The 13960-nt window shown below is 67.8% G+C and carries 12 protein-coding genes and 1 riboswitch; of the genes, 11 read left to right on the forward strand and 1 reads right to left on the reverse strand.

The window, feature by feature from the left end:
- The first annotated feature begins 1 nt into the window (after position 1).
- The 8 genes from kdpB to AC57B5_RS22255 all read left to right on the forward strand — a co-directional run bounded on the left by kdpB (position 2) and on the right by AC57B5_RS22255 (position 11348).
- Positions 2–2086: a potassium-transporting ATPase subunit KdpB gene (gene kdpB, locus AC57B5_RS22220; RefSeq protein WP_197944397.1), complete on the forward strand. Its 2085-nt coding sequence runs from the start codon at positions 2–4 to the stop codon at positions 2084–2086.
- Between the two features lie 83 nt (positions 2087–2169).
- Positions 2170–3033, forward strand: coding sequence for a TorF family putative porin (locus AC57B5_RS22225; protein WP_496400870.1), 864 nt, complete (start codon positions 2170–2172; stop codon positions 3031–3033).
- 34 nt (positions 3034–3067) lie between these two features.
- On the forward strand, positions 3068–5782 hold the full coding sequence (locus AC57B5_RS22230; protein ID WP_496400334.1) for a DUF4118 domain-containing protein: 2715 nt from the start codon (positions 3068–3070) through the stop codon (positions 5780–5782).
- A 26-nt stretch (positions 5783–5808) separates the two neighbouring features.
- Positions 5809–6552 (forward strand): response regulator, encoded by a 744-nt coding sequence (locus AC57B5_RS22235; RefSeq protein WP_197944395.1) that lies wholly within the window; start codon positions 5809–5811, stop codon positions 6550–6552.
- Positions 6553–6559: 7 nt separating this feature from the next.
- Positions 6560–6644: riboswitch (S-adenosyl-L-homocysteine riboswitch) on the forward strand.
- 70 nt (positions 6645–6714) lie between these two features.
- Positions 6715–8145, forward strand: coding sequence for an adenosylhomocysteinase (ahcY, locus tag AC57B5_RS22240; protein WP_013800445.1), 1431 nt, complete (start codon positions 6715–6717; stop codon positions 8143–8145).
- A 175-nt stretch (positions 8146–8320) separates the two neighbouring features.
- Entirely contained in the window at positions 8321–9508 is a 1188-nt protein-coding gene (locus AC57B5_RS22245) for a TlyA family RNA methyltransferase (RefSeq protein WP_099752520.1), read from the forward strand.
- A 22-nt stretch (positions 9509–9530) separates the two neighbouring features.
- Complete coding sequence (gene metF / locus AC57B5_RS22250; RefSeq protein WP_034397320.1) at positions 9531–10358, forward strand: methylenetetrahydrofolate reductase [NAD(P)H]; 828 nt, start codon at positions 9531–9533, stop codon at positions 10356–10358.
- Positions 10359–10436: 78 nt separating this feature from the next.
- Positions 10437–11348, forward strand: coding sequence for a septal ring lytic transglycosylase RlpA family protein (locus tag AC57B5_RS22255; RefSeq protein ID WP_496400335.1), 912 nt, complete (start codon positions 10437–10439; stop codon positions 11346–11348).
- 7 nt (positions 11349–11355) lie between these two features.
- On the opposite strand, the gene AC57B5_RS22260 is transcribed toward AC57B5_RS22255, so the two are convergent.
- Positions 11356–12228, reverse strand: coding sequence for a 23S rRNA (adenine(2030)-N(6))-methyltransferase RlmJ (locus AC57B5_RS22260; RefSeq protein WP_063328516.1), 873 nt, complete (start codon positions 12226–12228; stop codon positions 11356–11358).
- 247 nt (positions 12229–12475) lie between these two features.
- Between AC57B5_RS22260 and rplM the strand changes: the two genes are divergently transcribed.
- The 3 genes from rplM (at position 12476) to erpA (ending at position 13896) form a co-directional block, all read left to right on the forward strand.
- Positions 12476–12904: a 50S ribosomal protein L13 gene (rplM, locus tag AC57B5_RS22265; RefSeq protein ID WP_496400336.1), complete on the forward strand. Its 429-nt coding sequence runs from the start codon at positions 12476–12478 to the stop codon at positions 12902–12904.
- Positions 12905–12914: 10 nt separating this feature from the next.
- Positions 12915–13307, forward strand: a complete 393-nt coding sequence (rpsI, locus tag AC57B5_RS22270; RefSeq protein WP_012207710.1) for a 30S ribosomal protein S9 — start codon at positions 12915–12917, stop codon at positions 13305–13307.
- A gap of 214 nt (positions 13308–13521) precedes the next feature.
- Positions 13522–13896 (forward strand): iron-sulfur cluster insertion protein ErpA, encoded by a 375-nt coding sequence (gene erpA, locus AC57B5_RS22275; protein WP_013800449.1) that lies wholly within the window; start codon positions 13522–13524, stop codon positions 13894–13896.
- The last annotated feature ends 64 nt before the right edge of the window (positions 13897–13960 follow it).

The following is a 13960-nucleotide window of genomic DNA, read 5'->3' on the forward strand; positions in this document are numbered from 1 at the left end:
CATGTCGCGCAAAACTGCTTTGTCCCTGTTCGATCCTTCGCTTGTGCGCCAGGCGCTGGGTGACTCCATCCGCAAGCTGGCACCCAGCGCGCAATGGCGCAACCCGGTGATGTTCGTGGTCTACCTGGGCGCCATCTTCACCAGCCTGCTCTGGGCTCAGGCCCTGGCGGGCGAAGGCGAAGCGCCTGCGGGCTTCATCCTGGCGATTGCGCTGTGGCTGTGGTTCACCGTGCTGTTCGCCAACTTTGCGGAGGCGCTGGCCGAGGGGCGCAGCCGCGCCCAGGCCGCCAGCCTGCGCAGCATGAAGCGCAGCACCGTCGCCAAGAAGCTGGAGCAGGCCAACTACCAGAGCCGCTGGCATCCCGTGGGTGCCGAAGAACTGCGTTCGGGCATGTGGGTGCTGGTGGAGGCCGGCGACACCGTGCCGCTGGACGGCACCGTGATCGAGGGCGTGGCCTCGGTGGACGAGAGCGCCATCACCGGCGAATCGGCCCCCGTGATCCGCGAGGCCGGCGGCGACTTCTCTTCGGTCACCGGCGGCACGCGCGTGCTGTCAGACTGGCTGGTGGTGCAGATCACCGTCAATCCCGGCGAGTCCTTCCTCGACCGCATGATCTCCATGGTGGAGTCGGCCCGCCGCCACAAGACGCCCAACGAGCTGGCGCTGACCATTTTGCTGGTCGGGCTGACGCTGCTGTTCCTGCTGGTCATCGTCACGCTGCGGCCCTATTCGTCCTTTGCGGTGGAGCTGACGGGCAGCGGCCAGGTCGTGGGACTGACGGTGCTGATCGCCCTGCTGGTGTGCCTGATCCCGACCACCATCGGCGGCCTGCTGTCGGCCATTGGCGTGGCGGGCATGAGCCGCATGATGCAGGCCAACGTGATCGCCACCTCGGGCCGCGCCGTGGAGGCGGCCGGCGACGTGGACGTGCTGCTGCTGGACAAGACCGGCACCATCACGCTGGGCAACCGCCAGGCCAGCGAGTTCCTGCCCGCGCCCGGCGTGACGGCCGCGCAACTGGTGGATGCGGCGCAGCTGGCTTCGCTGGCCGACGAGACGCCTGAAGGCCGCAGCGTGGTCGTGCTGGCCAAGGAAATGCATGGCCTGCGCGAGCGCGACCTGGCAACCCTGCATGCCGTCTTCGTTCCCTTCACGGCCCAGACGCGCATGAGCGGCGTGGACATGCCGCAGCCCGACGGCGGCACGCGCAGCCTGCGCAAGGGCGCGGCCGACGCCGTGCGCCGCCACGTCGAAGCCATGGGCGGCAAGTTCCCGCCCGCCATGCTCAAGGTGGTGGAGGATGTGTCGCGGCGCGGCAGCACGCCGCTGGTGGTGGCCGATGGCGCCCGCGTGCTGGGCGTGATCGAGCTCAAGGACGTGGTCAAGCACGGCATACGCGAACGCTTTGCCGAGCTGCGCCGCATGGGCATCAAGACCGTGATGATCACGGGCGACAACCCGCTCACGGCGGCGGCCATTGCGGCCGAGGCCGGCGTGGACGACTACCTGGCCGAAGCCACGCCCGAGGACAAGCTGCGCCTGATCCGCGAACACCAGGCCGCAGGCCGCCTGGTGGCCATGACCGGCGACGGCACCAATGACGCGCCCGCCCTGGCCCAGGCCGACGTGGCCGTGGCCATGAACAGCGGCACCCAGGCGGCCAAGGAGGCCGGCAACATGGTGGACCTGGACAGCAACCCGACCAAGCTCATCGAGGTCGTGGAGACCGGCAAGCAGATGCTGATGACGCGCGGCGCGCTGACCACCTTCAGCGTGGCCAACGACGTGGCCAAGTACTTCGCCATCATCCCGGCCGCCTTCGTGGGCACCTATCCGCAGCTGTCGGCGCTCAACGTCATGGGGCTGGCCAGCCCGGGCTCGGCCATCCTGAGTGCCGTGATCTTCAACGCGCTGATCATCATCGTGCTGATACCGCTGGCCCTGCGCGGCGTGCCCTACCGTGCCATCGGTGCCTCGGCCCTGTTGCGGCGCAACCTGCTGATCTACGGGCTGGGGGGCCTGGTCGTGCCCTTTATCGGCATCAAGCTGATCGACATGCTGCTGGTAGCTCTGAACCTGGCGTGACCCTGTGCGGCCCGCCTGCCCGCCCGGGCAGGCCCCGCTTTGCTCTTCTCTTCAAGAAAACCAAGATGAAATCCGTTTCTTCCATGGCGGCCGCTGGTGCCGTCCCCCGTTTCTCTCTGGCCGCACTGCTGTCGCTGGCGGCCGCATCCTGCCATGCGCAGGCCGAGACCTCCCCCGTCAGTGCTGCCAGCGCCGCTGCCCAGCAATCGCCCGCACCCGCCTACGCCCTCACCGGCAGCGTGACGCTGCTAAGCGACTACCGTTTCCGTGGCATCTCGCAAAGCTGGATGGGGCCGGCGCTGCAGGGCGGGCTGGAGCTGTCGCTGCCGCGCGGCGCCTACCTGGGCGTGTCCGGCTCCAGCGTGTCGCGCCACAGCTATCTGGATGGCCGCGCGCTGGAGCTGGACCTGTACGGCGGCTGGCGTACCGAGCTGCTGCCGGGCTGGACGGGCGACATCGGCCTGCTGCACTACAACTACCCCGGCGCGCGCGTGCCCCGCGGGGATGGCAGCGGCGGCGTGCGCTACGACACCACCGAGGCCTATCTGGGCGTCACCAACGGCGGCTTCAGCGCCAAATGGTCGCTGGCGCTGACGCCTTACTTCGGGCTGCGCGACAGCACGGCGGCCACGGCCTTTGCCGAGGCACTTCCCGGCAGCGGCAGCTCACGCGGCAGCAGCTATCTGGACCTGAACTACCAGCACCCGTTGGGCGACTGGGCCGTGCTGGGCCTGCATGCCGGCCACACGCAGGTGCGCAACTACAGCGAACTGTCGTATGCCGACTGGCGCGTCTCGCTGGCCCGCAGCTGGGGACCGTGGACGGCCACGCTGGCCTGGGCCGGTACCTCGGCCGACACGCGCTACTACCGCGCGGCCAACGCGGCGGGCCAGATGCAAAGCCTGGGCCGCAGCGGCTGGGTGCTGTCGCTGTCGGCGGCGTTCTAGTGTGGGAGCACGCTCTGGTGCTAGGCTGAGAACCATGCCCATTTCGTCCTCTGCCGAGCCGGCGCCGCCCGGTCTGCCGCGCCCCGATCCCGACGCCCTGGTCGCTCGCCTGCGCCATGAGCGGGCGCAGGAGGGACGGGGCAAGCTGCGCATCTACTTCGGATCGAATGCAGGCGTGGGCAAGACCTACGCCATGCTGGCCGCCGCCCAGCGCGAACGCCAGGGGGGCCGCGAGGTTCTGGTGGGACTCGTGGAAACCCATGGCCGCAAGGAAACGGCGCAGCAACTGCATGGCCTGGAGCAGTTGCCGCTGCGCGAGCTGCCGCACCAGGGGCGGACGCTGCGCGAGTTCGACCTGGATGCGGCGCTCGCGCGGCGGCCGCGCGTGCTGCTGCTCGATGAACTGGCGCACAGCAATGCGCCGGGTTCGCGCCATCCCAAGCGCTGGCAGGACGTGCAGGAGCTGCTGGACGCAGGCATCGATGTCTGGACCACGATCAATGTCCAGCACCTGGAAAGCCTGAACGACGTCGTGGGCGGCATCGTCGGCATCACGGTGCGCGAGACCGTGCCCGACCAGATCTTCGACGATGCCGATGAGGTCATCGTCGTCGACATCTCGCCCGACGAGCTGCTGCGCCGCTTGAAGGATGGCAAGGTCTACATGCTGGAGCAGGCCGAGCGGGCCTCGCGCAACTTCTTTCGCCGCGGCAACCTGCTGGCGCTGCGCGAGCTGGCGCTGCGCCGCACGGCCGACCGCGTGGACGAGGACATGCGCGACTACCGGCGCGAGCGCTCCATAGGCACGGTATGGCCTGCGCGCGAGCGCCTGCTGGTGGCGGTGGCCGGCCACGCGGGCGACGACGCGCTGGTGCGCCAGGTCGCGCGCATGGCGCGCCGGCTCGATGCGGACTGGATGGTGGTCTACGTGGACGCCCCCCAGCGCCAGCACCGTCCGCGCAGCGTGCAGGCCGCCGTGCTCAAGACCCTGGCCCTGGCCGCGCGCCTGGGCGCCGAGACGGCCACGCTGCCGGGCGCCGATGTGGCCGAGGCCCTGGTCGCCTTCGCGCGCGAGCGCAACGCCAGCCGCCTGGTGCTGGCCCAGCCGCCACGCCCGGCCTGGTCGCCCTGGCGCTGGTGGACGCGCAGCCTGCCCGATCGCATCACGCACCTGCATCCCGATATCGATGTGCTGGTGCTCTCCGGCGGCTCCAGCGCGGCCCGGACCGAGGCCGCTCCTGCCGCGCCTTCCGCGCTGCCGCGGCGCGCACCGCTGCCGTGGAAGGGCTATGCCGGCGTCACCCTGGCCTGCCTGGCCGCCACGGCGCTGGCCGAGCAGCTGCTGCGCGTCTTCGACCCGGCCAACGTGGTCATGCTGTTCCTGCTCATCGTCGTGCTGTCCTCGCTGCGCTGGGGGCGGGGCCCGGGTGCCTGGGCCGCGCTGCTGTCGGTGCTGTGCTTCGACTACTTCTTCGTGCCGCCGCGCGGCTCCTTCCATGTCAACGACACGCAGTACCTGTTCACCTTCGTGCTGATGCTGGGCGTGGCCCTGGTCTGCGGCCAGCTCATGGCGCGGCTGCGGCATGAGGCGCGCGTGGCGGCCGAGCGCGAGCGCCGCGCAGGCGCCCTGGCACGGCTGGCGCGCGACCTGTCGGGCGCGCTCACGCAGGAGCAGGTGGTGGAGATCGCGCTGCGCACGGTCTCGGGCGTGTTCGACGCCCAGGCCGGGCTGCTGCTGCCCGATGCCGACGAGCGCCTGCGGCCCGCGGGCGGCGGCCCCTGCGCCATGGACGACAGCATCGCGCGGTGGGCCATGGACCATGGCCAGCAGGCCGGCCAGGGTACGGACACGCTGCCGGCCGCACCGGCCCGCTATGTGCCGCTGGCCGCGCCCGTGCGCATGCGCGGCGTGCTGGTGCTGCAGCTGCGTGCGCCGCAGCGCCTGGAGGTGCCCGAGGAGCAGCGCCTGCTGGAGGCCTGCGCCAGCCAGGTGGCGCTGGCGCTGGAGCGCCAGCACTTCGTGGCCGTGGCCCAGCAGACCCAGATCGCCATGGAGGGCGAGCGCATGCGCAACACCCTGCTGTCGGCCGTCTCGCACGACCTGCGCACCCCGCTGACCACCATCCTGGGCGCGGCCGAGGCCGCGCAGCGCCATGTGCCGCCGGGCGGCGCGGCCGACATGCTGGAGCAGGTCCGCATCCAGGCGCAGGCCATGCAGCGCCTGGTGGAGAACCTGCTGGACATGGCGCGCCTGCAGCAAGGCGGCGTGCACCTGCAGCGCGAATGGCTTCCGCTGGACGAAGTGGTGGGCAGCGCGCTGCGCCAGATGCGCGCGCGCCTGGGCCAGCATCCCGTGAGCACCGACGTGCCCGCCAGCCTGCCGCTGCTGCAGCTCGATGCCCTGCTCATGGAGCGCGTGCTGGTCAACCTGCTGGACAACGCCGCCAAGTACACGCCGGCCGGCACGCCGCTGGCCATCAGTGCGCGTGTGCAGGACGGCGAGCTGCTGCTGTCCGTGCGCGACGGCGGGCCGGGCCTGCCATCGCATCTGCCGGTGGAGACGCTGTTCGAGCCCTTCACGCGCGGCACGGCCGAGTCCACCGTCTCGGGCATCGGCCTGGGCCTGGCGCTGGTGCGCAGCATTGTCGAGGCGCATGGCGGGCGCATCGAGGCCGCCGCCGCGCGGCCCGGCCCGGGCACCATCTTCACGCTGCGCTTTCCCGTGCCCGAGCAGCCTGCGCTGGATTAGAGTCCCGCCATGCACGAAAGCCCCCCATGAGCACGCCCGCCAACCGCATCCTGATGATCGAGGACGATCCCGGCATCCGCCGCTTCGTGCGCCTGGTGCTGGAAGACGAAGGCTGGCAGGTCTTCGAGGCCGACAGCGCGCGCCGCGGCCTGATCGAGGCCGCCAGCCGCCAGCCCGACCTGGTCATCCTCGACCTGGGCCTGCCGGACGCCGATGGCAAGCAGGTCCTGACCGAGCTGCGCGGGTGGTCCTCCGTGCCCGTGCTCGTGCTCTCCGCGCGCGAGCGTGAGGACGAGAAGGTGGCCGCATTGGATGCCGGCGCCGACGACTACCTGGTCAAGCCCTTCGGCGTGCCCGAGCTGCTGGCCCGGCTGCGCGTGATGCTGCGCCGCCGCCAGCAGCTGGGCGCCGCTGGGGGGGCGGGCGGCACCGCCGCGTCCAGCAAGGTGCACTTCGGCCCGGTGCAGGTGGACCTGGCCACGCATGAGGTGCGGCGCGCGGGGCAGCCGGTGCACCTCACGCCCATCGAATTCCGCCTGCTGGCGGCGCTGATCGCCGCCCAGGGCCGTGTGATGACCCACCGCCAGCTGCTGCTGCAGGTCTGGGGCCCCGAGTACCTGGGCCGCGCCCACTACCTGCGCGTGCACATGGCCAATCTGCGCCAGAAGATCGAGGACGAGCCGGCCCAGCCGCGCCACCTGGTGACCGAGCTGCAGGTGGGCTACCGGCTTGTGGGGCTGGGCGGTGAGGCATCCCCGGGATCGGTATAATCAGCGCCTCTCCGAGGAGCGTTGCAGCGGCCCCCACACATCAGGCGTGGTCGCGAGGCTCGGAGTCATACCTGCAACGACGCTCGCCCACGCTTTCTGTGCGGTGAGCTTTTTTCCGTCTCCCGCAGAACGTGGTTTTTCATTCATCTTTTGGAGAAAACCATGAACGCTGCTGTTCGTCCCGTTTCCGCCGACACGGCCATCGCTGACATTTCCCTCGCTGCCTGGGGCCGCAAGGAAATCCTGATCGCCGAAACCGAAATGCCCGGCCTGATGGCCACGCGCGAGGAATTCGCCGCTGCCCAGCCCCTCAAGGGCGCGCGCATCACCGGCTCGCTGCACATGACCATCCAGACGGCCGTGCTGATCGAGACGCTCAAGGCCCTGGGCGCCGAAGTGCGCTGGGCGTCGTGCAACATCTTCTCGACGCAGGACCACGCTGCTGCCGCCATCGCGGAAACCGGCACGCCCGTGTTCGCCATCAAGGGCGAATCGCTGGCCGACTACTGGGACTACACCCACCGCATCTTTGAATTCGGCGCCGCCGGCACCGAAGGCGAAGGCCCGAACATGATCCTGGACGACGGCGGCGACGCCACCATGCTGCTGCACCTGGGCATGCGCGCCGAAAAGGACCTGTCCGTGCTGGACAACCCCGCCTCCGAAGAAGAGAAGATCGCCTTCGCCGCCATCCGCGCCAAGCTGGCCCAGGACCCCACGTGGTACACGCGCAAGAGCGCCCACATCATCGGCGTGACCGAAGAGACCACGACCGGCGTGCACCGCCTCAACGAGATGTCGGCCAAGGGCACGCTGAAGTTCCGTGCCATCAACGTCAACGACTCCGTCACCAAGAGCAAGTTCGACAACCTCTACGGCTGCCGCGAATCGCTGGTGGACGGCATCAAGCGCGCCACCGACGTGATGATCGCCGGCAAGGTTGCCGTGGTGGCCGGCTACGGCGACGTGGGCAAGGGCTGCGCCCAGGCGCTGCGCGCGCTGTCGGCCCAGGTCTGGGTCACCGAGATCGATCCCATCAACGCCCTGCAGGCGGCCATGGAAGGCTACAAGGTCGTGACCATGGAGTGGGCAGCCGACAAGGCCGACATCTTCGTGACCACCACCGGCAACCGCGACATCATCCGCCACGAGCACATGGTGGCCATGAAGAACGAAGCCATCGTCTGCAACATCGGCCACTTCGACAACGAGATCGACGTCGCCTCCATCGAGCAGTACCAGTGGGAAGAGATCAAGCCCCAGGTGGACCACATCACCTTCCCTGACGGCAAGAAGATCATCCTGCTGGCCAAGGGCCGCCTGGTGAACCTGGGTTGCGCCACCGGCCACCCCAGCTTCGTGATGAGCGCCTCGTTCGCCAACCAGACCATCGCCCAGATCGAGCTGTTCACCAAGCCCGATGCCTACGAGGTCGGCAAGGTCTACGTGCTGCCCAAGATCCTGGACGAGAAGGTTGCCCGCCTGCACCTGAAGAAGGTCGGCGCCATGCTGACCGAACTGACGGACGGCCAGGCTGCCTATATCGGTGTGAGCAAGCAGGGTCCCTACAAGCCCGAAACTTATCGCTACTAAGCACCCCCTGAGCGGCTTGCGCCGCTTCCCCCTCTCCACTTGCTTCGCAAGGGAGGGGGACGACACCCTCGCGGCGGGGCGGCCCTTGCTCGGTGTCCCTGAGTTGGGCCCTGCCAGTTGTGGGGTGTGGCGCCGCTTGGCGTCATTGGTTTAGAGATTTCCTGGGAACGACGCTATGCGCGCAGATGTATTTTTGGTGGAAGCCGGCCATGCGGCCACGCGCTCGCAGGCGCAGCGGCTGATTGCAGGCGGCGTGCAATGGCGCATGACGCCGCTGACGCCTTGGAAGAAGGTTGCCAAGAACGGCGACGAGATTCCTGCGGGTGCCGAGCTGCAGCTGCTGGACGGAGCCGAGGCCCGGTTCATCTCGCGCGGCGGGCTGAAGCTGGAAGGCGCGCTGGCGGCCACCAAGCTGTCGGTGCAGGGCCTGCGCTGCCTGGACGTGGGCCAGAGCACGGGCGGTTTCACCGACTGCCTGCTGCAGGCGGGCGCCGCCCAGGTCATCGGCGTGGATGTGGGCCATGGCCAGTTGCACGACCGGCTGCGTTCGGATGTGCGTGTGATCTGCGTCGAGGGCGTCAACGCCCGCGCGGTGACGGCCGAGGGCCTGCAGGAGTCCTGCGAGGAAGTGCTGTCCGAACGCTGGGAAGAAGATCCCGACGACAACGACACCCAGCCCGTGGCGCCCTATGCCTGGATGCGCAACGGCGGTCTGGTCGATGAAGACTATGACGATAGCGACGACGCCAAGGAAAAAGAGATCGAGGCCTTCAAGGCCGAGCGCGCGGCCAAGGGCAAGGCCCGGGAAGAAGGCACGGTGGCCACGCAGCGCCGCCGCCGCGCCGAGTTTGCCGACGTGGACATCACGCCGCAGTTCGACTTCGTCACGGGCGATCTGTCCTTCATCTCGCTGACCCTGGTGCTGCCGGCCGTCACGCGCCTGCTCAAGCCGCACGGCCAGCTGCTGATGCTGGTCAAGCCGCAGTTCGAACTGCAGCCGGGCCAGGTCGGCAAGGGCGGCATCGTGCGCGATGCGGCCCTGTTCACCGAGGTGGAGCAGCGCATCCGCACCTGCCTGGGCGAGCTGGGCCTGGAGGTCAAGGGCTGGATGGAGTCGGCCATCGAAGGCGGTGACGGCAACCGCGAATTCTTCGTGCATGCCCAGCAGGCGGCCGTGGTGAAGGAGCCAGAGCAGCCTGAAACGCAGGACGACGACGAGCCCCGTTCGGCCGTGAAAGCCGCGCCCAAGCGCGTGTCCCGCACCGTGCTGCGCGAGCAGCGCAACGAACGTGTGATCGACACCAGCACCGAGTTCGGCGTGCCCGGACCGGGGCGCGCCAAGCTGCGCAAACGCAACGAATGAAACACTGAGCAGTGAGTCTTACATGAGCTTTCCGATCAGCTTCGAATTCTTCCCGACCAAGACGCCCGAAGGCGCGGCCAAGCATGTGCAGGTGCGCAAGAACCTCTATGCGCGCAAGCCCCAGTTCTGCTCCGTCACCTATGGCGCGGGCGGCTCCACGCAGGCCGGCACATTCAACATGGTGCGTGACATCCAGAGCGAAGGCGTCAGCGCGGCATCGCATTTCTCCTGCGTGGGCGCCACGCACGACAAGGTGCGTGCCGAGCTGCAGGAGCTCAAGGCCATGGGCGTGCGCCGCATCGTCGCGCTGCGCGGCGACCTGCCCAGCGGCTATGGCCTGGGCGGTGAATTCCAGTACGCCAGCGACCTCGTGGAATTCATCCGCCGCGAGTTCGGCGACTGGTTCCACATCGAGGTGGCAGCCTATCCCGAGGTCCACCCGCAGGCGAAATCCCCACATTCCGATCTGGAAGCGTTTGCGGCTAAAGTGCGCGCTGGCGCGGATTCCGCGATCACCCAATATTTCTACAATGCCGACGCCTACTGCCGTTTCGTTGATGCGGCGCGCGGCATGGGGCTTGATGCACCGGTTGTTCCCGGCATCATGCCCATCACCAGCTCTACGCAGCTGATGCGCTTCTCGGACGCCTGCGGCGCCGAGATCCCGCGCTGGATCCGCCTGCGTCTGCAGGCTTACGGAGATGACACGGCGTCCATTCGCGCCTTCGGCCTCGATGTCGTGTCCCGTCTATGCGAGCAGTTGCGCAGCCAGGGCGCTCCCGGGCTGCACTTCTATACGATGAACCAGAGCGTCGCCACGCTGGAAATCTGCGATCGATTGGGCCTTTGAGCGCGCAGCCACTGCGCCGGCCCCGGGCGGCCCTCTAGAACTTGGGAACGGTCAGGCGTTCCCTGGAGGTTTTTGCCCATGGATCGTAATTTTCGACGCCTGCACTGGCGCTGGCTGGCCATGTGTGCCATCACCGCCACCCTGGCTGGCTGCGCACCGGCTCCCGTGGCCGAAACCGATGCCGAGTCCGGCGCCCTGATGGCCGGTTCTGCAGGTTCGGCAGGTGCCGAGGCCATGGCTGAAGGCCAGACGCCTGCGGCCGTTCCCTCCGCAGGCAAGCGCAGCAGCCGCGCCTCGCGGGCCGCGCAGCCCGCCACCAGGTCCGCGGATGCCAGGCCCTCCGAACCGGCTTCGCCCGAAGAGAGTGCCGACACTCCCTCCAATCCCGATTTCGCCCTCGTCCCCTCGCGCGACAGCGACCAGCAAGGCCTGGCCTCCTGGTATGGCCCGGGCCTGCATGGCCGGCTGACGGCCAGCGGCGAACGTTTCGACAAGGAAGAACTGACGGCTGCCCACCGCAGCTTCGCCTTCGGCAGCCGTGTCTGCGTGCGCAGCGCCGCGACAGGCAGGACGGTGGTGGTGCGCATCAATGACCGGGGGCCGTTTGCGCCCGGCCGCGTGATCGACCTGAGCCAGGCCGCTGCGCAGGAGCTGGGCATGGTCGGCCTGGGCATCAAGCCCGTGGAGCTGTGGCAGCTCGACGAAGGCGAGGAAGAATGCCCCGAAACCCTGGTCACGGCCAGGAAGGCAGAGTCGCTCAAGAAGACGCAGCAGGCCAAGGGACAGACACAAACACAGGCGCGGACCCAGGTTCAGGCAAAGGCCCCGGTCCGGCCGCGTGTGCAGGCCAAGGCGCCCGCATCCAGGCCCAATGCACGCACGGCCGTGGCCAGCCGTGCCGCCCCTGCCGCCAAGCCGGTGGCGAAGGCCGCAGCGCCCGCCGCAGCCTCGGCCACGGCAGTGGCCTCTGCGGCGTCGAGCTCGCGCTGAACCGTGTTCAGCCGCCCGATTCGAGCGTGAAGGCCGCGTTCTCGTCCTGACCGAGCAGCTTGACCAGCTGCGGCATGGCCGGCTTGAGCTGTTCCTTGAGATTGAACGGCGGATTGATCAGGAACATGCCGCTGGCCGGCAGGCCGCCGCGCTCCGACGTCTTGTTGCTCTTGACCGTGAGCTCCACGTGCAGCCAGCTCTTGCCGGCCTTGGTGGTCATGGTCTTCAGGCGGCGCGGCAGATCGTGCGCCTCGGGGCGCGGGATGATCGGATACCAGACCGCATACGTGCCTGTGGCAAAGCGCTTGAGGCTGTCGGCCGCCATGTCCAGCACCTTGGCGTAGTCGCTCTTGAGCTCGTAGCTGGGGTCGCACAGCACCAGGGCGCGGCGCGACGGTGGCGGCAGGAATTTCTTGATGCCCTCGAAGCCGTCCTCGTGCAGCACGGCCACCTGGCGGCCCGCTTCAAGCTGGGCAATGTTGCCCGCCAGCGAGCGCATGTCGGTGGGATGCAGCTCGAAGACCTTGAGCTTGTCGCGCTCCTGCACGCGCAGCAGGGACTGGATGATGAAGGGCGAGCCCGGGTAGTTGCGCAGCTGCGCGCCCTGGTTGAAGGAGCGCACCGTGGCCAGGTAGGCCTGCAGCACCGGGGCCAGCTCGGCCTCCTTGGCCTGGGCCAGGCGCATGATGCCGTCGGCCGACTCGCCGCTCTTGTTGGCGTAGTCGCCGTCCAGTCGGTACAGGCCGGCGCCGGCGTGCGTGTCCAGCACCGTGAGGGCGGCATCCTTCTGGAGGAGGTATTGCAGGGTGGCGATCAGCACGGTGTGCTTGAGCACATCGGCATGGTTGCCTGCATGGAAGGCGTGGCGGTAACTGAACATAGGCGTATGGTAACCAGCCGCGCTGCCGGGTGGTTGTCCGTGGCGGCTGAAGGATGGGGGCCGGCGCTGAAGCCAGGGCGGCGCAACGGGGGATGGCGAAGACCTGCCGTTTTTGTATAATGGAGGGCTTCGCAGCGATTCTAGGGTCCCGCGGCGAAGTTTACATCCCCGCCTAAGAGGCTTCCTTTTTGAAGAAGCGCCGACCGCGGAAAAGGACCCGCCAAACCTTTCTTGAAAGAGAAAACTCATGTCTACATTCAGCGCAAAGCCCGCTGAGGTGCAACACGAGTGGTTTGTGATTGACGCCACCGATAAGGTGCTCGGACGTGTCGCCAGCGAAGTGGCACTCCGTCTGCGCGGCAAGCACAAAGCCATTTACACACCTCACGTTGACACCGGCGACTTCATCGTCATCATCAACGCCTCCAAGCTCAAGGTCACCGGCACCAAGAGCCTGGACAAGGTGTACTACCGCCACTCTGGTTTCCCCGGCGGCATCACTGCCACCAACTTCCGCGACATGCAGGCCAAGTTCCCCGGCCGTGCTCTGGAAAAGGCCGTCAAGGGCATGCTGCCCAAGGGTCCCCTGGGCTACGCAATGATCAAGAAGCTCAAGGTGTACGGCGGTGCTGAGCATCCCCACACCGCCCAGCAGCCCAAGGCTCTGGAAATCTAAGGAGACCTAGATGATTGGTGATTGGAACAATGGCACCGGCCGTCGCAAATCCAGCGTCGCACGCGTGTTCCTGAAGAAGGGCTCCGGCAAGATTACCGTGAATGGCAAGGACATTCAGGAATACTTCGGCCGCGAAACCTCGATCATGATCGCAAAGCAGCCCCTGGCTCTGACGAGCAACCTGGAAGCTTTCGACATTCAAGTGAACGTCCACGGTGGTGGTGAATCCGGCCAGGCCGGCGCTACCCGCCACGGCATCACCCGCGCCCTGATCGACTATGACGCAGCGCTCAAGCCCGTCCTGAGCCAAGCCGGCTTCGTGACGCGTGACGCTCGTGAAGTCGAACGTAAGAAGGTCGGCCTGCGCTCCGCACGCCGCGCCAAGCAGTTCTCCAAGCGTTAATCCGCTGGCACTGCAGGAAAGTCCCCCGGGGCTTTCCCCAGAAAAAAACCGCCTTTGCCGGCGGTTTTTTTCTGGGCGATGCAAACCCTTCGCATTCACCTTCGCCGTCGGTGGCCAATGCCCCCACTTGCACTGTCGTCAAGCTGGCGGCCCCGGGAATTCCCGAGCCCTTTGCTGTACCATTCGGGCCAATTGAGAACTTCGGAGTATCCCCATGAGCGCCGTCGCAGAAATCACCGAAACCACCACCGCCGAAATGCCCACCCCGATCGTCTTCACCGACAGCGCAGCTGCCAAGGTGGCCGATCTGATCGCCGAGGAAGGCAACCCTGACCTGAAGCTGCGCGTGTTCGTGCAAGGTGGCGGATGCTCGGGCTTCCAGTACGGCTTCACGTTCGACGAGATCACCAACGACGACGACACGACCATGACCAAGAATGGCGTGTCGCTGCTGATCGACGCCATGAGCTACCAGTACCTGGTGGGTGCCGAGATCGACTACAAGGAAGACCTGCAGGGCGCGCAGTTCGTGATCAAGAACCCCAACGCCTCCACCACCTGCGGCTGCGGATCGAGCTTCTCGGTGTAAGCCTTGTCGGCCGCGCTGCAGTGAAGCCCGCAGCAGCCCGCCGCACAACACGCCACCAACCGCC

It is taken from the genome of Delftia sp. BGA-UO-ETr-SB1 (assembly GCF_059567865.1).